Raw genomic sequence first — 20,706 nt, forward strand, 5'->3', positions numbered from 1 at the left:
AAAATTGAAAATGAACAGAAATTTATTTTATCCATTTTTAGACAGATGAGTATCTGAAATATGTTTATTCGAAAAACGTTCAGCTCCAACTTCTTGATCAGGAGCATTAATACCTTCTTTGGTGAACATCACTTTAACGGTTTTAAACATGATTTTAGAATCAAGCCAAATAGAAGATTGATCGACATATTGCACATCTAATTCAAATTTTTCTTCCCAAGACAGGTTATTACGCCCACTGACCTGAGCGAGTCCCGTCATTCCCGGCCGAACTTCATGGCGACGCATTTGCTCAGGAGTATAATGTTCCAAAAAATCTTTCATTTGCGGACGAGGACCCACAATACTCATATCCCCCTTTAATACATTTATAAGCTGCGGCATTTCATCTAGGCTAGTTGAACGTAATTTTTGTCCAAAAGGAGTAATCCGCTGATCATCAGGTAAAGGGTTTCCGTCTTTATCCAAAGCATCTTTCATTGAACGGAACTTGATCATCTTGAAAAGTTTTGCATTCTTTCCAGGCCGCTCTTGATAAAAGAAAATTGGTGAACCTAAATTTTTACGGACTTTATAAGCCACCCAAAGGAAAATTGGACTCAACAGAGCTAATGCTGTTAAAGCTATTAAAAAATCAATTAAACGTTTCATTTATATAACCTTAATTATCCTTATTTAGTCCTTAAAGAAGTTCTAAAATTAAAATTATTCAATACTTATTACTACAATAATCTTTATAAAGACATCCAGATTTTAAACACTTTCTATGAAAAGTATTATATCTTGAAATTACTTACTTTAAACCTGAATTTACTTAAATCATAGAAATCAGCTTTTCAACTGTAACATCTCGTAAGTATTCAGATTTTATTTTTTCTCTGTTTTTTACGCATAATTGCCGATATTTACCATTTTCTTGGATATGCTGAATTTCACACTTCAATGCCTGAATATTGCAGGGAGCTATTAAAGAAACATTTTGAAAGCTTTCTAGGGTTTTTCCAGCTACACCAACGCCACCATATAAAATATATTTTCCGGTAGATAAATATTCATATAACTTAGAAGGCATAGCAGTGGAGAATTCTGGGGTCAATTGTGCATATAGAACATCGGACTGATTATATATTTCTAAAAGTTCCTCAAACTGACAACGTCCCAAGAAGTTTAAATTTGGTTGGTTAAGATTCGCTAATTTATTTATTCTTTCAAAATCTGTACCAGCACCAACAATATTAAATTGAACATGTGGTAACAGTTTACTTGTTTCTACCAGGGTTGATAAGTCTTGTGCCAAACCTACATTACCAATATAAGTTACGGTAAATTGATTAGAACGATTCGGCTGGATATGACTTAACTTTTCAAAAACTGAAAGCGAAACCCCATTTGGAACTTTAACAATTAATCCAGAGTTAGAGATATTTTTAGACACATAATCAAATTCATGATTATTGGTCACACTGATAATATCAAACTTCTTTAAATTAGCTAAAGCGCTTTGAGTAAAAACTTTTTTAGCAATTCTATTAACCAATGACTTTTGATCTAGATACTCCCAGCTTAAATCGCGGATATCTAAAATTTTGGTTTTTCCCGATTTAAGTAAAAAGCTTAAATGCAGTAAAAACATTGATGGGATGGTGATTAAATTTACATCACAATTGAGTTCATTGGCTTTATTTAATGCCAGTGAAGCTATTTTCATTTCCAAAAAAGCACGTTTAATAAAAGATGGAATCTTGGTATCAATAAATGGAATTTTGAAATGTTTGAAGCGCTCATGTTCCAGTAAATTAAATGCCTCACCATCCATAGAAATCAATTTAACTTGATGTCCAGCCGCTATAGATGAATTTACAAAACTGAGAACTCTGTTTCTGGATGCATTTTCATTTTCGAGACTATTGGCACTAATAATACATATATTTGACATTTTAAAGACCTGTATCTCTGCAAGAAATTGACATCTCATAATTATTTGATAATAAATTTATTTTCAAACAAGTATTTGAAATTGATTTACCAAACTCAGGATGCCAATACCTATCTATAAGCATAGTATCAATATCACCTTGTAGTCGAATATCAATGATGTGATCATTTAATTCACATACAAAATCATGATTTGATTCTTGTCTTATTTTCACATCGGGATGAAAATGAATATATGAAATTGCAGAATCAAACTGTCCTAATAAATTATCTTTTAAAATAATTTGGTTATCTTGAAAGTCTACAGCACGGTTATGAACAACCCCAGTTAAACTCTTATAAGATGCTGAAAAATCCAAGATTCTATTATCATGGTAATGGATTGTATTTAATTTAGGGCTTACCCTTCTCGCAACTCTAAAGCCAGACCAAATTTCACTGGAATTTTGCTGATCAATCTCAATAGTATTATGGGCAGATGTTCCGCGCTGATATAACCTTTCAGTACCTAATCCGTATTGAGATATCCCGGAATTTACGATAAATCTTGAACCCAATATACTTAATTCAAAACTCAGCGTATCTGCATGAGCATGTCCTGGCTGATAACTTGGCCCAACTTCAGCAACATCAATAATAAATTTATAAGCCTCACGTTCAACAGAGATATAACCACTGTCAGTTAAACTGGCATCTCTAATACCTGTTATCTCAATATTTATTTTTAAATTTTCAGCATAATGGGATAAATTTTCATAAGTCGATGCAATACCAAATGCAGCATCATTAAAAAAAGAAATCTCGCCGTCTGGATGGGATAAATATTTAAGCCACTCAAGCATCTTTTGAATTTTATTTTTCAAATGTTCTTTATCTAGTAATTCCGTGTTTGCATAACAAATAACGACTAATTGATAGATATCTAAGAGATCTTCTAAAAAAATGGCATGATACATTGGCGTTAATTCAAAATTTGCACCATCAGCTAGAACTTGTTCATCAATTTCTTTTTTATAAATTTTCAATCCTAAATCTAGCCATTTTTTCGATTCTGAAGTATCAAAAAACATTCCTGCAAAAATTAGTGCTTTCGCATTCGCAAATAGATGGTTAGCGAGAATATGCCACTCAACCGTTTTTGATAAATGCTCAGCTTGTAAGGCTAGGCTCTGTAATTGAAGTTCATTTAGTCTATTACCCTGTAATGACCACTTCACCCAGTTCACAATTCTTAAAGAATTTGGATAAGGCTCCCAAGCGTTGCCTGAAGAATAGGGATTTTCAGCAATCCATTTATGAATTAAATCAGTATGCCAATCTTTACGATCTATTGCATTTTCCGCATTTAAATCATCAAAATAATGCAGGTTGTATAACCATAATTTTTCTTGCTGCGTCGTATTCCAATCCTCAGCCGTATTTAACTGACCTAGATGATTTAAAAATACAAACTGTGTTGGACTGAGCATACTAATAGGCTTGGCTATTGTATTTTCCCAATTTTGTGCGAGCTTTTTAAGCTGAGTATTAAATACGGTTTGCTTGGTTTTTGGTTTAAGTAAAAGATAGTGCAGCCGATAAAACAACTGCACAAATTTTAAATATTTAATAGTATGAATTAATTTTAGTAGTTTCATAGCAAATAAAGCTTAAGCCTGCTTTTCTCTCAGTAATTGCGCTGCTTGAATTGTGACTCTTGCAACTTCTAAAATTTCCTCTAGAGGAATTGGAGTGCTTTGGCCTTTTTCAATTGCTTCAACAAAAGCTTTGGTGCAATTTTCCTGACCCTTATCTTGGCTCCATAGATTCATTTTCTTGAATCCAGACCATCCATAACCTGTCATTTTTCTAAAGTTATCTAATTGAAGAACCTTGCCACCAGTGAAGACTTCAATTCGTTCTTTTGGAAATGCATTAGACCCATTCGCTAAATAGAAAATTGTACCAAATGAACCATCTTCAAAGGCTAAGGTAATACAAGCTTTATCTTCAACCAAGTCATGATCAAATTGCGTTCCCATACCTTGTACTTGGTAATTGACAATTTTTGAACCTGCAAGGAATCGCATTAAATCAATAAAGTGGCAGGCCTCACCAATAATGCGACCACCACCTATTTCAGGATCCTGAGTCCAATGATCTACTGGTATAGCACCTGCATTCATGGTCATGATAAATGTTTTAGGCTGTTTTACTGTTGCTAACAGCTGCTTCATTTTTTGAATTTGTGGTGAGAAACGACGGTTAAAACCAACCATTAAATGAGGTTTAGCCGTAGACGAATTAGATTGATAGAAATCTTCAATAGCATCTACATCTGCTAAATTTAATGCTAGCGGCTTTTCCACGAAAACATTTTTATTCGCATTCAATGCGTCCAGAACAAATTTTGCATGTGTGTTATGACGCGTTGCAATAATACAGGTGTTAATTTCACTATTTTGCCAAATATCATTTAGTTCTGATGAGGCAATTTTGAAGCCAGCCTTCTCACCATGAATTACACTATTCACGCCACTTGCAGTCACAATAGTATGCAAATTCACATTGGTTTTCTTAAATGCCGGAATGAGTACACGTGACGCATAGTTACCAGCACCAATACAACCCAAAGTAACCTTAGCAACTGAGTTCAATTGATAGTTCGGTAAATCTAAACGTTTGAAATGTCTATTTTCAACCTGATGTTCGTATTGTAGAACAATACCTAAACTATCGCGTACATTGGTAAGTACTTCATATGCTGCAACTGCATCTTCAAATTTGAATCGATGACTCACCAATGTTTCAACATCTAAAGCACCCGATGCCATCATATCCAAAACGGCAACAAAGTTACGCTGCTCTGTCCAACGAACAAAACCGATTGGATAATCATTACCTTTCGCTTCATAGAATTCATCATAGCGACCTGGGCCATATGAACACGAAACCTGGAAGCTTAATTCTTTTTCATAAAAATCAGCACGGTTTAATTCCAAGCCTACAACACCAACAAGAATAATACGGCCACGTTGACGACACATTAATGCTGCTTGGTGTACAGGATCATTTGACTTAGTCGAGGCGGTAATAATTACGCCATCCACACCCAAACCACGTGCAAATACTTCTGCCACTGTTACTGGATCTTGACCTAAAGCAGGATTACAAATCTCAGCTCCATATTTTTTTGCCAGTTCTAGTTTTTTTTGATCAAAATCGACAGCTAAAACGCGACACCCATTTGCTTTAAGTAATTGAATTGCCATTAGGCCAATAAGACCAGCCCCAATAACAACAAAACTCTCCCCTAAAGTCGGCTGTGCCAAACGGATACCTTGTAAAGCAATTGCACCTAATACGGTAAAACTTGCCGCTTCATCAGACACATTATCTGGAATTTTTGCACATAAGTTTTTAGGTACTTTAACTACGTCAGCATGGTGACCATTCGAAACAACTCGATCACCAATTTTAAAACCCTCAACCTGTTTACCAATATCTTGAATGATACCTACATTACAGTATCCTAGAGGTAATGGTTGGTTCAATTTAGATTGAACAGCTTCATAAGTAGTAAGCAGACCGTCAGTTTTAACCTTATCAAGTACCATACGTACTTTTTCGGGTTGTTGGCGTGCTTTATCAATAACATTTGCTTTACCAAAATCAACAAGCATACGTTCCGTACCAGCAGAAATAAGAGAAATACTGGTAGAGATAATAAGGTGACCTGTACTTATTTGAGGAGATGGGGCTTCAACAATTGAAGTTCCGCCTTTAGATAAATCTTGAAAAATTTGTTTCAACTTTTTCTCCGAATGCTAAAAATGATTAATCCAAATAATAATGGAAATAAAGTAAAAATAGTTCTAGAGAAAAACCCTAAAAACTCTGCATAAAAAAATTGGCTACAAAATAGAACCATTAAATAAATATAAATAATTTTAAAAAATAAATTGTTTTTATCTTTTAAATAAGTAAAACATATACATAAAAACAGTCCAGTACTAAAAGAAGCCAAAAGACTGATGAAAACACCATAGTTCATTAATAGTTCAGTAACAAAACCTGTTGTTAATGATGAGTTACCTTCCTGCCCCAAAACATAACTGCCTGGATAAATCATATTTTTTAATTCAGGACCAGCCCCATAAGGTTTATCTATCCACAGGGCTCTTGGAATAAAGTTACTAAAACCAGCTAGATATGTCTTTCCAAGTAAAATTTGATATTGATTTGAAAGTAACCACACTATATTTTCGTGATTTCCAAAAGCACCATTTAAAGAGTTAATTAAACCATAATTATCATTATGAGAGATTTCAGATGAAGTTATTTCTTTTCTATATTTACCAATTAAATACAATATATAAATACAGAAAAATGGAAATATAATTTTAAATGTATATTTAAAATTAATTTTAAAATCTCGACAAGAAAGATAGATTGAAAATAGTAGAAAAAATAGAATAAATAATGAATTTCGATTACTATTAATAGAATAATAAACAGCAGAGTAAATAAAAATCAAAAGAAATAATAATAAATAAACTTTATTATTTCGCATTAAATATGAGAAAAAAACAAGCATACAAGATATATATATCCAATGTGGAAATAAAACCTTAATACCTTGTCCATAGGCAAATGAAATTCTATCTCTTAAATAAACATCCACTCCCATAGATAAAATTTGAATAATATTTTGATAAGAATAGTAAAAACCTACTGCAAAAATTAGCAATGCATAAAATATTAAATATTTATAGTTAAAATAGGTAATATTAAAATCTTTAATATTAAAAAATATAGGATTATTAATATTTTTATTAAATAGAATAAAACCCAAATTAAATAAAAAATATACTAAAAATGAAAAAAACATGGAGATTGAGTATATTAAAGATTCATATTCATTTTGATATCTAAAAAAACCATAATACCACTGTAACACTGGCATAAAAATATGAATTAAAATAAAAAAGATAGTACTTACACCATGAGGTGTAAGAAAAATATATTTTATTCCATATTTATTTAAACCTGGCTTTAAAAAAGCCAAGGCCACAGAAAATAATAATAATGCAGAAATATAAATCATTTTAATTCATTTATATTTAAGTTTTTCTTTAGGTATTCTCTAGAATCCCCAATAATTTGGCCAGGACTACCAGCATAAATTGAAAAATCTGGTATTTTTCCTCGAACCACTGTACCTGCAGCAATAATACAACCTTTTCCAATTTGACAACCAGGCATTAAAATAGTCCCTGTTCCAATAAAGCTATAATCGCCTATTTTTACCGATCTAATTTTTCCAATCGGTTTTTCTTGAGGAATATCAAATGCCTTGGCTACAGTATGTAAGGACCAATCATGTGTCAAAACTCTAATATAACTTGACATAGTAACCTGATTACCAATTTCAATTAGGCCGTAATTTGTTCCATCAAACCAAATTTTAGAAGAGAGATAATTAGGCTTACCATTGAAAATAACTCCCCATTTTTTTAGAAAATAATAATTTACTTTGGTCGCATATCTCGGCTTTAATGATCCAAAAGTTTTCATTGCGAGAAAATATAAAATCTTGCTCAATTTATTCATTTTTAAATACCTATTTTTGCAAAAATATTATTTAATTGTTCATCAAATGTAGGAAAAATCTGCTGTAGATTTTTTGTATTTTCTACCAATTGGGCATATTTTTCTTTATTTAACATTAACGTATCTAGTTGATTTAACAAACCTTGATGATCTTCATAATTTACAGATATACAACTATTTGAAGATCTTAAAAACTCTGCTGTGACTACTTCTTTATTAACTATTACAGGAACAGAATATTGTAGAGCATCCCCCCACTTATTTGCCTCTGCCATTCGATTGATTGGATATATTGGATTATAGTAAGTTAACACAAAATTACTAACTCGATAATAAGCCAATGCCTCATATTGAGGTAATTCTCCTAAGTATATAACATTTTCAAAAGTTAACATTTGTTGTGCTAAATCCGAATCTAATCTACCAGCCATAAGCAAACAAATATTTTTTCTAGCTTCAGCAATTTTTTTAATAATATCTATACCACGTGTATCAGTTAACCAACCATTTACATAAATATTTAAATCATAAGATTTTATTTTTTGAATAATTTCTAAATCTAAATGCACTAATTTCGATTTTTTCACATCGAAACTAGTTGGAGTATTTTTTAAAATTAAAAAATTCTCTGAGCTAAAATCATATCTTTCGCGGCCAGGAATTATATGAATTAAACAATTATGTGATACATACTTTTCTAAGTATCCGAGCATATTTTTTATTATTTTAGGAAAATTAAACAGCTGCGAAAATCTATCAGCATCATCATAAATAACATCAAATTTTTTAATTTTTGCTGCTAACAATGCAGGAAATGCAGATTCAAAACCTAATGCCCACACCTTATCATTACTTTTAAATTTAAATAAACAGCAAAAAAATACTGCCACCATCCAAAATAGGTACATAATTTTAGCTTTTTTAGATGAATATCCTCCCCCATTTAATATAAAATTTCCATTTTCTTCAACTTTATCCGAAGGCAATCTTTTCCATCCAAAAAAACTATAGTTTACATTGCTTGGTAAACACTCTATTAGCTTTGCCAATCTAGTCCTTTTCTTCAAGTTAGGTAAAGGCGCTATAATGCTTAATCGATTATTCAAAATGATACCTACTTTTTATCTAATTCTTTCATTACATAGTGATTTGATATAAAAATCTTTCCAATCCATTGTAATAGCATAACTAACAGCAAGCCTTGAACTAGATATCTAAAATTATATTTTAACAAAAATAAAAAACATATCACATAAATCAAAGCCAAAATCAAACTTATAATTGAAGATTTCTTTAAACTATCATTTGTACCAAATACGCCCAAACATAAAGATGGCATAATATATATAGATTTCAATAATGATAATACTAAAATTAGTATATACAAGTCCTTTTCAAAGGCAAAATTAAATGGCAGATAGTCATAAAAAATATATACTACAATAGAATTAATTAAAGATATAAAAATGGCAATTAACAAAATATTAAGCATATATTTAATATACTTTTTTTTGTTAAAATATTTATCATTTCTTACTTTTGGACCTAATGCAAAACCAATAAATGCTATAGCAGCTAATATAACAGAATTATATATTGTATTATAAGTAAAAATTAATGAGGAAATTTCTTTTTTATTATAAATATTAATTAAAAATTGTTCTCCATAATTGGCAATAACTAAGCTAAAACTATGTAAAAACAAATAAAAACCTACTATAGTATTCACCTTAAAATCATTAAAATTAAATTGACTCTGTGAAGAAGTATGATTTTTAGAAAGAATATCCAAAAAAACGATAAATAACATTGATAGTATTAATAATAATGGCAAATTTAAATTAAAATTAAAGAAATAAAAAAATATTAAAAAAGCCAAAAAAATTATTTTCCAAAAATTTGTTCTAATTTGGGATTGTGTTAAATTACCGTTAGCTCTATAAAAACCTGCTTGAAACATTAAATATGAATATGTAAAACCTATTATTCCCATATAAATTGATTTTTCAAATGTTTGAAAATAGTAGAAAACGGAAATAATAATTAATGAAATAACAAAGCTCTGTACTAAAAATTGCTTTTTTAGTACAGAATATGAATTTATATTTCTTAATAATAGTTGATCAAATCCTAATATACAAATTGATCCTACTATAAAAATTGAAGACTTATAAAAAGCCCAATCAGCAATAATGTTATTATCATCAAAACTTATGACAAAAAAATCTGTTAAGGTAAAAGCAGCTACACTTAATATATATATTAATAAAGAAAGTATATTTTTTCTATTAAATTGCATTGATTTCACTTACCAAACGTTCACCTATTTTTTTAGCTGGATTTCCAGCATAAATTGAGTAAGGCTCTGTATTTTTCGTCAAAACTGCTCCGGCAGCAATTATACTACCCTCTGCTATTTCGTTTACAGTTTCTAAAATCATGCTATTAGCACCTATCCATGCATAATCTTGAATTAATAAATTTGAAAAAACTTTCTCATTTTTATTCCAATCCCTATATACTCCATGCACATTATGATTATGAGTGAATATTTTTACACCTTCTGATATTGCTACATGATTACCAATCTGTATTCCTCCAGAATAATCTATATAAGCATATTCTCCCACATGCACACTTTTCCCAAATTTTATAAAACTTCCTTTATTAGGATGTGCTTGAACAATTTTTACATATTCAGCAACATAAAATAAATTTGTATTAAAAAAATTTTTATATGCATACCATCTTAAATTTCTTAGAAATTTTAATGAAAATAATGGCCCACTTGTTAAAAGAATTAAAAGCTTAAAAAATAATTTCATAAATTACTCAAAAGAAAAATTCACATCCTTGTGAAATAATAATTAGAGATTTACCAAAGAAACAACATCTTTTTTAGTAAGATGAGTATTTTTCTTAAACTCTTTATGAGCGACTAATACCACCTTAATATCAGCTTTACTCGACTCATCTAAATGAACTAATTCAACTTTTCCTATTAACTTTTTTGGCAACTCAGAAATATTAGGCTCAATCGCTAAAATATTTAAACCTTGTTCAGCCAATTTCTTCGTAATTTCTAAAGCAGGGCTTTCACGCAGGTCATCAATATCTGGCTTAAATGCCAAACCATAACAAGCAACCGTTACATCTTGAATGGTTTTTTCTGGGTTTGCCTGTAAAAACTCGGCAATCTTAATTTTCACCTGGTCAATCACCCATTCAGGCTTCGAATCATTTACTTCACGGGCAGTACGAATTAAGCGCGCCTGTTCAGGGGTTTTCGCTACAATAAACCAAGGATCAACTGCAATACAGTGCCCGCCTACACCCGGACCCGGCTGTAAAATATTGACACGCGGGTGACGGTTAGCAAGTGCAATCAGTTCCCAAACATTGATATCGAGCTTGTCACAAATAATTGATAATTCATTGGCAAAAGCAATGTTTACATCACGAAATGAATTTTCTGTGAGCTTACACATTTCAGCAGTACGTGCATTGGTTTCAATACAACTGCCCTGTACAAATGTTTTATACAAATTACATGCAGCAGTTGAACAACGCGTTGTCATACCACCAATAATTCGGTCATTACTAATCAGTTCTTGTAGAACCTTACCTGGCAATACACGTTCAGGACAATGCGCAACTAAAATATCTGCTTGCTCGCCTGCCTGTTCAGGGAAGGTTAAGTCTGGACGTGCTTCAGCTAACCATGCTGCCATTTGTTCAGTCGCACCTACAGGTGAAGTTGACTCAAGAATAACTAAATTACCCGGTTTTAAATAAGGTGCTAAAGCTTTAGAGGCTACTTCAATGTATTTAAGATCGGGCTGGTAATCATCTTTAAACGGTGTTGGTACCGCAACAATGTACGCATCTGCTTCAACCGGAGTTGTTTGTGCAGATAACATACCCTTTGCAACGACCACTTTTACTAAAGCATCTAAGTCGGGTTCAACAATATGTACCCTACCCTGGTTAATCATGTTGACAGCATGCTGATTAACATCCACGCCTGTAACTTGAATGCCGTGAGCAGCAAAAGTCGCTGCTGTAGGCAAACCAATATACCCAAGGCCAATAACACAAATATGTTTAAATTGATTATTCATAATATTACTTACACTTACTCAGTTATTCTTTAAAAATTCAATAATTTGTTGACATGAAGTTCCATCCCCATACGGGTTATGCGCTTCTGCCATTTGTTTATACAGCTCATTATTTGTTAATAAATCGGTTACAGATTTTTCAATTACTGTCGTATCTGTTCCTACCAGTTTTACAGTGCCTGCCTCTACAGCTTCAGGGCGTTCAGTGGTATCACGCATGACCAGTACAGGCTTACCTAAAGATGGTGCTTCTTCCTGAATACCGCCAGAATCAGTCAAAATTAAATAACTGCGATTCATGAGATATACAAAAGGCAGATAATCCTGAGGGGCGATTAAATGAATATTTGAAATACCTGATAAAAGTTCATTCACAGGTTTTTGTACATTTGGATTTAAATGTACCGGATATACAATTTGTACATCTGAATATTTTTGAGCAATATTCGCCAATGCCTGACAAATATTTAAGAAGCCTTGACCAAAGTTTTCACGGCGGTGACCGGTAACTAAAATCAGTTTTTTATTTTCATCCAAGAAACTGAATTGAGTTTTAAAATCATCAATAAGTTTATGATCAGTTTCTACTTTTTCTTTCACCTTCAATAAAGCATCAATTACGGTATTTCCTGTAATTGTTATATTTTCCGGATTAATATTTTCTTTAATTAAATTATTATAAGAGGATTGGGTTGGTGCAAAATGATAATTTGCCAATGCTCCGGTTAGCTTACGGTTCGCTTCTTCCGGCCAGGGTGAGTAAATATCGCCTGTGCGTAATCCGGCTTCAACATGACCAATTTTCACCTTGTGATAGTATGCAGCCAGCGATGCTGCAAATGTGGTTGCCGTGTCGCCATGCACTAATACGACATCTGGCAGCCATTCTGCAAAAACCGCCTCTAAGCCCTTTAAAACTCCAGAAGTTACATCAGAAAGTGTTTGACCCGGTTTCATTAAATTTAAATCAAAATCAGGAGTCAAATTAAAAAGTTCAAGAACCTGATCCAACATTTGACGATGTTGACCCGTTACACAGACCTTTGTTTCGAAGCTTTGGTTATTTTCTTTTAACAGTAACGCTAAAGGCGCCATTTTAATTGCTTCGGGTCTTGTACCAAAAACAAGTAGAACTTTTTTCACGCAAAATCCCTATCTAAATTATAGTAAAAATAAGACTTAAATTCAGATTAATATTCTAGCAATTTTCATGATTATTTTAAATAAAAGATTTTGTTTACTTTTTTTACCAAACTCTATTTATTGCATGAGTGAACAAAAAAATATATCGATGCTTATTAATAAAAACTCTTATTAATAGCTGACTATTATCTATTAAAACCAGATACATATTTATTTAATAATGTATATAGCGGTTTTGTTTCAGCACTTTCCCGACCCAACATATTCAGACGATCGAAAACTGTTAAAATTTCTTGCCATGAATAATATTTTTCATAAGATTTTAATATCCGAGAATGCTGTGTATTCTCAACACTTTCCTGATCTATTAACAGCTCCTCATACAGCTTTTCACCCGGACGCAATCCGGTAAACTGAATCGCAATATCCCCTAAGCCATTTTCATCGATGGGACGAAAACCGCTTAAACGAATCATTTGCTTGGCTAAATCCACAATTTTAACTGGTTCCCCCATATCCAGTAAAAATACGTCACCACCCGTACCCATCGCACCTGCCTGAATCACCAGTTGTGCGGCTTCAGGTATGGTCATAAAGTAACGCGTCACTTCCGGATGGGTCACCGTGACCGGTCCGCCTTGGGCTATCTGCTTTTTAAACAGCGGCACCACGGAACCCGATGAACCTAAGACATTGCCAAAACGTACAATACTGATTTGGGTTTTAGGATGGGTTGATGCTAAACCCTGACAATACAGCTCCGCCATCCGTTTAGACGCCCCCATGACATTGGTCGGGCGCACGGCTTTATCGGTGGAGATTAAAACAAAGGTTTCAACGCCCTGATTCACAGCTGCATCAACACTGCGTGCTGTGCCAATTGAAGTGTTGTAGATTCCTTCAAACGGATTGGCTTCCACCAATGGCACATGTTTATAGGCTGCTGCATGATAGACAGTTTGTACCTGATACTCGGCAATGATGCGTTCCAATTTGGCCTGATTGGTGACAGAACCTAAAACCGGAACTACTGCAATTTCTTTGGCCTGTAATTCACGATCGATGGAGTACAAGGCAAATTCAGACATCTCGAATAAAACCAGAAGCTTAGGCTGATGTTTCACAATTTGACGGCATAGTTCCGAACCAATCGAGCCCCCTGCCCCAGTCACCATCACCACCTTGTTTTTGATATTTTTTTCTAAAAGCTCCGCTTTGGGTGGCACAGGATCACGTCCGAGCAAATCAATAATATCGACTTCCTGAATATCGGAAACCTGCACCTGACCATCGACCAGTTGAGTAACCCCGGGTAACTCCATAATTTTGACTTGAGCCAACTCAAAAGATTCAATGATGGCTTTTTTACGACTGCGTGTCGCAGATGGCATGGCCAGTAATATTTCTTCTATTTGAAATTTTTGCAGTTTACCCAATGCTTTTTTAGCCGAATAAATGTGTAATCCGCTTAAAGACTGCCCCTGTAATGAGGTCTTGTCATCAATAAAACATACCGGCAAATAATAATCTGAACGGTTCAATGCCGCCGCAATTTGCTGTCCGGCAAGTCCGGCACCATAAATGGCCACCCGTTTACGATTTTGCTTTTTCACAAACGTACGTAATGTGGCATAACGGATCACCGCCCGACTCCACCACATCCATGAGAACAGCACAAAGCCGTACATCAGTGGAATACTCATAGGAATAAATGCCAAACCTAATTTTTTAATGGCATACAAACCCACAATCTGGATAAAAGTCGCAATGGATAAACGCAGTAAATAATCTTCGTTAAAGGAACGAACAATCGCACTATAAATACCGAACAAGGCGAAAATAAGCACACCCAGTACACCCACATGGATATACCAGAAATCAAGCCCTTGCATCACTGCGACATCGGGTTTGGCCAAACGAATGGCATACACCAGCCACATAATAAAAGGCAAGACACAGATATCCATTGCCACCAGAACAACCTGTTTTTGACGACGTGGCAAAGATGCTAAATATCGAATAATGTCTTTCACAAAGGGCTCTAGGTCGGTCAAAGTCAGAAAACTGAATGGCGCATATTATACGCCCATTCCCCTTTAAATATCTGCCATCACCGTCTGAATCGCAGTAATGGTTTTTTGCATGCTCTGTTCAGACAAAGTGGGATGTACCAGGAACATCAGACTGCTTTCACCAAGCTGTTTGGCATTCTGCAAACGCTGTTCAGGACGCCAAGGGGTTTGGTCGAATGCCTTTTCCAAATACACTTCTGAACATGAACCACTAAAACAGGGTACGCCCAAGGCATTAATTTCAGCCATGATGCGGTCACGTGACCAGCCTTCAGGCAGTGCATCGGTCTTCACTTGCACATAACATTTATAAGCAGCATGTACATAATCACTTGAGGGCTGCGCGACAGTGAAATAAAGACTGTGAGCAAAGGCAGTTTGAATTTTGTGCATATTTTCAAGACGCTTTGCAGTCCATTCAGGCATCAGTTTCAGCTGAATACGACCGATCACCGCCTGCATTTCCATCATGCGCCAGTTGGTACCAAAGGAGTCATGCAGCCAGCGGAATCCCGGCGGATGCTGGGTGTTGTAGACGCTATCAAAGTTTTTGCCATGATCTTTATAAGACCACATTTTTTTCCAAAGACTTTCATCATTGGTGGTGACCATTCCCCCTTCACCGCCGGTGGTCATGATCTTGTCCTGACAGAATGACCAAGCCCCAATATGACCAATGGAACCGGCAGATTTGCCTTTATACATCGCACCATGCGCCTGGGCGCAGTCTTCAATCACATAGAGGCCTTTTTCTGCGGCCAATTGCATGATCGGGTCCATATCACACATCCAGCCGGCCAAATGCACACAGATAATGGCTTTGGTCTTTGGAGTTAATACGGCCTCAATGCTACGGCGTGAAATATTTTGAGAATCCAGCTCAACATCAGCAAAAACCGGATTGGCACCCGCAGTCACAATCGAACTGGCTGAAGCCAGAAAGGTGCGTGAGGTGACAATCACATCATCACCCTGACCAATGTCCAGTGCTTTCAATGCCAGATCGAGTGCGACAGTGCCGTTCGCCACAGCCACGGCATGTTTGGTTCCTGCAAATTGTGCGAATTCTTTTTCAAATTCACGACATTCCTGACCGGTCCAATAATTCACTTTATTGGATAAGAGAACTTTTGAAACCGCATCTGCCTCTGCTTGCGTGAAACTTGGCCACGGCTCAAATGCACTGTTTAACATGAAATTTTCCTAGCTTAATTCTATTTGGATTCGACTATACGAGCAGGATTGCCCACCACGGTCACGCCAGCCGGCACACTTTTGGTCACCACAGCGCCCATACCGACAATCGCACCACGGCCAATTACCAAAGGTTGATCAGGTGTGCCCTGCTTGATCATGGCACCGGCACCAATATAGGCATGGTCTTGAATATGAATATTGCCGTTGCATTTTACGCCTGGCGCGAAAGTAACAAAATCCCCAATCACACAATCATGCTCGACATAGCTGTATAAATTGGCATGGAAACATTTGCCGATTTTAATATTCGAGGTAATGCTGACAAATGGACTTAAGGCTGCACCTGCTGCAATCTGGGCATCATCCATCAGCACAACATTGTCGGCAGAAATCGACCATAGCTTAATACCATCAGCTTCAAGTTGACTGGCAATTTTTTCACGAATTTTACTGTTGGCGATGGCGATCTGCACTGCTTTCACTGCTGCGTCTTCGGCACAAAATGCCGCATAATTCATGGCACGATGACCGTTTACCCTACTCACTTCAGTCAGGGCATCATCAATAAAGACAATTTCAGAGGCATCATTTTCACGTGCCAGTTGCTGGCGTGCCACAGGCATCAGACTGCGTCCGCAACCTGAAGCGCCGTAAATTGCATAGAGTCTAGTCATTTTTATGTTCCGGCGTGCCGGTGAATTTACTCATGGTCACTTCACCTTCGGCACTGATGTCATCTTTGGCAATCACTTTTTTCACTGTTTTTAGCATAATTTTAAAGTCTAGCCAAAGCGATTGATTTTCCACATACCAGGTATCAAGCTTGAATTTTTCTTCCCATGAAATGGCATTGCGGCCATTCACCTGTGCATGTCCGGTCATGCCCGGACGCACATTATGGCGCTTGGCTTGTTCGCTATTATATAAAGGTAAGTATTCCATCAACAACGGACGCGGGCCGACAATACTCATATCGCCCTTGATCACATTCCACAGTTCCGGCATTTCATCCAAACTGGTTGCACGCAGCATTTTGCCAAATGAGGTCAGGCGTTCACTATCCGGTAATGGGTTGCCGTTTTCATCCACAGCATCTTTCATGGTACGGAACTTAATCATTTCAAAAGGTTTACCGTGCAGCCCCGGACGCACCTGACGAAACAGCACCGGTGAACCCAGATTCTTCCTCACCTTGCGCGCCACAATAAAATACAGTGGAGATAAAAGTAGCAATGCCGTGGATGCAATTACTACATCTAAAACACGTTTCATCATGCTAATACTCCCATTTCCGCCATCATGTGTTTATTCACTTGATGCACATCATATTTATGCAGCGCAATTTCGCGTGAACGCTGACCCATATAGGTCATGAGTTTTGGGTCTTGGATAAAATACTGCATGGTTTGAACCAGATCATCGACCGATTTCACCCCGACCAGATAGCCATTTACGCCATTGGATACCGTTTCACGGCAGCCCGGTGCATCGGTGGTAATGATCGCTCGACCCATAGCCATGGCTTCCAAGACGGTACGTGGAGTACCCTCACGATACGAAGGCAACACATACACCGAACTTGCCGCAATGGCCGGGCGTACATCACTCAGCTTACCCCAATAATTGAGCGTGTTGTCGCTGATCCAGCTATCGAGTTCTGATTGAGAAATCGCAGATGGATTTTCATCAATCCAGCCCACCAAATGGAATTCTGCTTCGGGATATTTTGCTTTAATCAGGCCTGCTGCTTCAGCATATTCTCGGACACCTTTATCTCCCAGTAAACGGGCAATCAACAGAAAAGATGCTTTGACTTCAGCTTGTCCATTCAATGGCAATGGCATGACCTCAAAGTCCTGCACATTCACGCCAGAGCCATTCACCACTACTGTGGGCTTATGGGTATCAAGCAAGTTCATGTCTTGGAATAGCTTGAGATCATCCGGATTCTGAAAAAAAACTTTTTCGGCATGCTTGAGTGCCTGTGCATAGAGGCCATGTACCATTTTTTGGAACAGGCTGCGTTTGCCCGCTTCAATATTTTGAAAGGCATAACCTAAACCTGTAATCAGCGCAAAACGATGCGGCACTTTAGCTAGCCATGCAGCCAGCGTGCCGTAAATGACCGGTTTAATGGTATAAGACAGTACATAATCCGGCTGAATTTTACGGATCATCTGATACATGCTTTTGAGCAACTTGAGATCGGCAATCGGATTGGTGCCTGCGCGTTGCATCGGGATCGAATGAACCTGATAGCCCAACTGCTGCAACTGCTTTAATTCATCAGCAAAGTCTGTCAAGTCAGGTGCGAACACATGAATTTCATAGCCTTTAGCGTGAATGGCTTCTAACAGTTTTCCCCTAAAATTCAAGGCTGAAGGAAGATAGCTACAAATCATTAAAAACTTCATGCCTGCTGTCTCCACGCTGCCAGATACTGCTGACTGACATATTCGATACTAAAATTCTGTTCTACACGTTGACGGGTTAATTGTTTCAGTTCAAGTTTCTGGCTTGGACTCAAGTCAACATAATCCATGATGGCTTTTGCCAAAGCATCCGCATCACGTGGCGGAACAATCGAACCCAGCTCTTGCACGATATATTTGGCATCGCCAACATCGGTACTGATACAGGGCAAACCGGATGCCATCGCTTCCACCAGCACATTGGGAAAACCTTCGGTAATCGAGGTCATCAGGAAGGCATCCATCGATTGATAAAAGGCCGGCATATCAAAGATTTGATCAAGCAACTGCACTTTTTTTTCATCCAGTTGATATTGCTCAAATAAAGCTTTAACTTCAGGATGATTCAGGCTGGCACCACTACCTGCTATTTTAAAAATGATGTTCTTGTCTTTCAGCAAGCCCATGGTTTCAAATAAATAGGGATAGCCTTTAGCCGTGTGATAACGTCCGGCAAAACCGATCACACATGGTTCATGCAACTCAGGATTGGGCTGAAATTTATCCAGAGATACACCATTGGCAATCACCTGTGAATTGGTATTGTTCAGGCCAAAGTTTTGATGCTGCTCCAAAGCAGAATGGGCACAATAAACAATGCCTCTGGGCTTCACTGCGAGTATTTTACTCAGTGCTAAAGCAACTTTGGTGCTGATAGATTCCTCTTGAGTTGAAGCCAATGAGTGATGAATGCCCCAAAACACATTCGGTGGATTCGCCAACCCCATAACACTGAGGCTGGTCAGCACATTGGCATGATACATCCAGCATTGCACCGTTTTTGGAGCTAATGCTTGCAGTAAATTACGGAGTTTTTTAAGAGTGCTTAAGGTATTTAGACCATTCCAGTTTAAAGCGTAGTATGACTGACACAAAGCCAGCGTATCGGCATAAACCTCGGATACTTTCATCAATGTAATAATCACATGATCATATTCATGTTGGGTTTGCTGAACCAGCCGTGACAGCATCATTTCTGCCCCGCCTACACCCGCAAAGTTGGTGATCACATGAACCATTACCGGCTTGCTCATGATGAGGACTCCATCAGGCTTGCATAGCGTTGTAACACCGCAGTTTTATGAAATTGCTGACAATGCTGTTCAAACTCTTGCGCATTAAAGTTTATAACATGCTGAAAAATGGCGTGTTGCATGGCACTAGCCAAACCATCCACATCATCACATTCAACCAGTAAGCCAAACTTTGAATTGGCCAGAATTTCCAATGGCCCACTTGGGCAATTGGTACTGACCACCTTAATTTTAGAGGCCAAGGCTTGAATCAACACGCCCGGTAAACCTTCCCAGTTTGAGCTTAAAACAAACAGTTCCGCATATTTAAAATAGGCATAGGGATTGGAATCAAAGCCCGGCAAATCCACCACATCGCTTAAGCCTAAGTCATGTACCAATTGCTCGAGTTCACCGCGTAATTCACCTTCACCTAAAATAATCAACCGTGTTTCGGGGTGCTTGGCATGACATTGGGCAAAAGCACGAATCAGGCAAGCAAAGTTTTTCGCTTCGGTGAGACGACCTACTGCCAGTACCACTTTGTGTTCAGGCTGAAAAAATCGATGTGCAACAGGTACTTTTAATTTTTCAAAATAGGCATCATCAATAACAGGGTTGTAAATGGTGACTAAATTCGCTTTTGGATAAGCATAATATTCACGAAAATCATCCAATACACCATTGGATACACAAACCACATGATCGGCAGCTGGATAGGTAAAATTCACCAAGGTTTTTAAAATAAATTTTGATAAACCCTGCAGTTTCATATTTTTCGATGGCGTGGATACTTCACGTAAAATCAGTTTTGCCTGACTTCTGGCTAATTTTTTTGCCAAGGCACAAACGATATTGCTGTGAGTTTGCGTTGCAATGATGCAATCATAATCATGTGCCTGCAAACGCTGTTTTAATGGCATTAAAACACTGGCCACACGTCCACAGTCAAAATTGACCAGCTCAATTTTAGGGTCTACTTCGGCTAATAACTTGGATTTAGCGCCGCTTAAGTCACACACTGCAACATCAACCTGTACCCCACGCTGTACAAAGTTATTGGCCAATTGAATGACCGTACGTTCTGCCCCGCCACCACCTAAAGTTGGTAAAAAGAACATCACTTTATTCAACATAATCAAACCTAAATGTGGGGGGGGGA

Annotated in this window: 18 protein-coding genes; all 18 read right to left on the reverse strand. The window is 36.6% G+C overall.

Going from position 1 to position 20,706, the window contains the following annotated elements; genetic code table 11:
• Nucleotides 1-27: 27 nt before the first annotated feature.
• The 18 genes from B9T26_RS12880 to B9T26_RS12965 all read right to left on the reverse strand — a co-directional run bounded on the left by B9T26_RS12880 (nucleotide 28) and on the right by B9T26_RS12965 (nucleotide 20,680).
• The gene (locus B9T26_RS12880) at nucleotides 28-651 is read right to left on the reverse strand and encodes a sugar transferase (protein WP_086200071.1); all 624 of its coding nucleotides are present in this window, start codon (nucleotides 649-651) and stop codon (nucleotides 28-30) included.
• A gap of 163 nt (nucleotides 652-814) precedes the next feature.
• Nucleotides 815-1,936: a glycosyltransferase gene (locus B9T26_RS12885; protein ID WP_171263010.1), complete on the reverse strand. Its 1,122-nt coding sequence runs from the start codon at nucleotides 1,934-1,936 to the stop codon at nucleotides 815-817.
• 1 nt (nucleotide 1,937) lies between these two features.
• On the reverse strand, nucleotides 1,938-3,572 hold the full coding sequence (locus B9T26_RS12890; protein WP_086200073.1) for a heparinase II/III family protein: 1,635 nt from the start codon (nucleotides 3,570-3,572) through the stop codon (nucleotides 1,938-1,940).
• A gap of 12 nt (nucleotides 3,573-3,584) precedes the next feature.
• Nucleotides 3,585-5,726 carry a bi-domain-containing oxidoreductase gene (locus B9T26_RS12895; RefSeq protein WP_086200074.1) on the reverse strand — a complete coding sequence of 714 codons (2,142 nt, stop codon included), beginning with the start codon at nucleotides 5,724-5,726 and terminating at the stop codon, nucleotides 3,585-3,587.
• Nucleotides 5,723-7,021, reverse strand: a complete 1,299-nt coding sequence (locus B9T26_RS12900) for an O-antigen polymerase (protein WP_086200075.1) — start codon at nucleotides 7,019-7,021, stop codon at nucleotides 5,723-5,725. The genes B9T26_RS12895 and B9T26_RS12900 overlap by 4 nt, the downstream gene beginning before the upstream one ends.
• A complete protein-coding gene (locus B9T26_RS12905) occupies nucleotides 7,018-7,527 on the reverse strand; it encodes an acyltransferase (protein ID WP_086200076.1) in 510 nt (169 codons plus the stop codon). Before B9T26_RS12905 ends, B9T26_RS12900 begins: the two co-directional genes overlap by 4 nt.
• 2 nt (nucleotides 7,528-7,529) lie before the next feature.
• Complete coding sequence (locus B9T26_RS12910) at nucleotides 7,530-8,633, reverse strand: glycosyltransferase (RefSeq protein ID WP_143223026.1); 1,104 nt, start codon at nucleotides 8,631-8,633, stop codon at nucleotides 7,530-7,532.
• Between the two features lie 8 nt (nucleotides 8,634-8,641).
• Nucleotides 8,642-9,835, reverse strand: coding sequence for a hypothetical protein (locus B9T26_RS12915; RefSeq protein WP_143223027.1), 1,194 nt, complete (start codon nucleotides 9,833-9,835; stop codon nucleotides 8,642-8,644).
• Nucleotides 9,816-10,352 (reverse strand): acyltransferase, encoded by a 537-nt coding sequence (locus tag B9T26_RS12920; RefSeq protein ID WP_086200079.1) that lies wholly within the window; start codon nucleotides 10,350-10,352, stop codon nucleotides 9,816-9,818. The genes B9T26_RS12915 and B9T26_RS12920 overlap by 20 nt, the downstream gene beginning before the upstream one ends.
• 42 nt (nucleotides 10,353-10,394) lie before the next feature.
• Complete coding sequence (gene wecC / locus B9T26_RS12925; protein ID WP_086200080.1) at nucleotides 10,395-11,648, reverse strand: UDP-N-acetyl-D-mannosamine dehydrogenase; 1,254 nt, start codon at nucleotides 11,646-11,648, stop codon at nucleotides 10,395-10,397.
• Between the two features lie 18 nt (nucleotides 11,649-11,666).
• Nucleotides 11,667-12,791 carry a non-hydrolyzing UDP-N-acetylglucosamine 2-epimerase gene (gene wecB / locus B9T26_RS12930; RefSeq protein ID WP_086200081.1) on the reverse strand — a complete coding sequence of 375 codons (1,125 nt, stop codon included), beginning with the start codon at nucleotides 12,789-12,791 and terminating at the stop codon, nucleotides 11,667-11,669.
• Between the two features lie 185 nt (nucleotides 12,792-12,976).
• Nucleotides 12,977-14,824, reverse strand: coding sequence for a polysaccharide biosynthesis protein (locus B9T26_RS12935; protein WP_086200082.1), 1,848 nt, complete (start codon nucleotides 14,822-14,824; stop codon nucleotides 12,977-12,979).
• Nucleotides 14,825-14,887: 63 nt separating this feature from the next.
• Nucleotides 14,888-16,057 (reverse strand): DegT/DnrJ/EryC1/StrS family aminotransferase, encoded by a 1,170-nt coding sequence (locus tag B9T26_RS12940; protein WP_086200083.1) that lies wholly within the window; start codon nucleotides 16,055-16,057, stop codon nucleotides 14,888-14,890.
• A gap of 20 nt (nucleotides 16,058-16,077) precedes the next feature.
• Nucleotides 16,078-16,734: an acetyltransferase gene (locus B9T26_RS12945; RefSeq protein ID WP_086200084.1), complete on the reverse strand. Its 657-nt coding sequence runs from the start codon at nucleotides 16,732-16,734 to the stop codon at nucleotides 16,078-16,080.
• Nucleotides 16,727-17,335: a sugar transferase gene (locus B9T26_RS12950; RefSeq protein WP_086200085.1), complete on the reverse strand. Its 609-nt coding sequence runs from the start codon at nucleotides 17,333-17,335 to the stop codon at nucleotides 16,727-16,729. The genes B9T26_RS12945 and B9T26_RS12950 overlap by 8 nt, the downstream gene beginning before the upstream one ends.
• Nucleotides 17,332-18,474: a glycosyltransferase family 4 protein gene (locus tag B9T26_RS12955; RefSeq protein WP_086200086.1), complete on the reverse strand. Its 1,143-nt coding sequence runs from the start codon at nucleotides 18,472-18,474 to the stop codon at nucleotides 17,332-17,334. The genes B9T26_RS12950 and B9T26_RS12955 overlap by 4 nt, the downstream gene beginning before the upstream one ends.
• Nucleotides 18,471-19,565 carry a glycosyltransferase gene (locus tag B9T26_RS12960; protein WP_086200087.1) on the reverse strand — a complete coding sequence of 365 codons (1,095 nt, stop codon included), beginning with the start codon at nucleotides 19,563-19,565 and terminating at the stop codon, nucleotides 18,471-18,473. The genes B9T26_RS12955 and B9T26_RS12960 overlap by 4 nt, the downstream gene beginning before the upstream one ends.
• A complete protein-coding gene (locus tag B9T26_RS12965) occupies nucleotides 19,562-20,680 on the reverse strand; it encodes a glycosyltransferase (protein WP_086200088.1) in 1,119 nt (372 codons plus the stop codon). The genes B9T26_RS12960 and B9T26_RS12965 overlap by 4 nt, the downstream gene beginning before the upstream one ends.
• Between the last annotated feature and the right edge of the window lie 26 nt (nucleotides 20,681-20,706).

This window comes from Acinetobacter sp. ANC 4169 (assembly GCF_002135355.1).
Lineage (GTDB): Bacteria > Pseudomonadota > Gammaproteobacteria > Pseudomonadales > Moraxellaceae > Acinetobacter.

Excerpts from the sequence above, each read along its gene's own strand:
- B9T26_RS12880 (WP_086200071.1), bottom strand. The coding sequence starts at position 651 with ATGAAACGTTTAATTGATTTTTTAATAGCTTTAACAGCATTAGCTCTG.
- B9T26_RS12885 (WP_171263010.1), bottom strand. The coding sequence starts at position 1,936 with ATGTCAAATATATGTATTATTAGTGCCAATAGTCTCGAAAATGAAAAT.
- B9T26_RS12890 (WP_086200073.1), bottom strand. The coding sequence starts at position 3,572 with ATGAAACTACTAAAATTAATTCATACTATTAAATATTTAAAATTTGTG.
- B9T26_RS12900 (WP_086200075.1), bottom strand. The coding sequence starts at position 7,021 with ATGATTTATATTTCTGCATTATTATTATTTTCTGTGGCCTTGGCTTTT.
- B9T26_RS12905 (WP_086200076.1), bottom strand. The coding sequence starts at position 7,527 with ATGAATAAATTGAGCAAGATTTTATATTTTCTCGCAATGAAAACTTTT.
- B9T26_RS12920 (WP_086200079.1), bottom strand. The coding sequence starts at position 10,352 with ATGAAATTATTTTTTAAGCTTTTAATTCTTTTAACAAGTGGGCCATTA.
- wecC (WP_086200080.1), bottom strand. The coding sequence starts at position 11,648 with ATGAATAATCAATTTAAACATATTTGTGTTATTGGCCTTGGGTATATT.
- B9T26_RS12940 (WP_086200083.1), bottom strand. The coding sequence starts at position 16,057 with ATGTTAAACAGTGCATTTGAGCCGTGGCCAAGTTTCACGCAAGCAGAG.
- B9T26_RS12945 (WP_086200084.1), bottom strand. The coding sequence starts at position 16,734 with ATGACTAGACTCTATGCAATTTACGGCGCTTCAGGTTGCGGACGCAGT.
- B9T26_RS12950 (WP_086200085.1), bottom strand. The coding sequence starts at position 17,335 with ATGATGAAACGTGTTTTAGATGTAGTAATTGCATCCACGGCATTGCTA.
- B9T26_RS12955 (WP_086200086.1), bottom strand. The coding sequence starts at position 18,474 with ATGAAGTTTTTAATGATTTGTAGCTATCTTCCTTCAGCCTTGAATTTT.
- B9T26_RS12960 (WP_086200087.1), bottom strand. The coding sequence starts at position 19,565 with ATGAGCAAGCCGGTAATGGTTCATGTGATCACCAACTTTGCGGGTGTA.
- B9T26_RS12965 (WP_086200088.1), bottom strand. The coding sequence starts at position 20,680 with ATGTTGAATAAAGTGATGTTCTTTTTACCAACTTTAGGTGGTGGCGGG.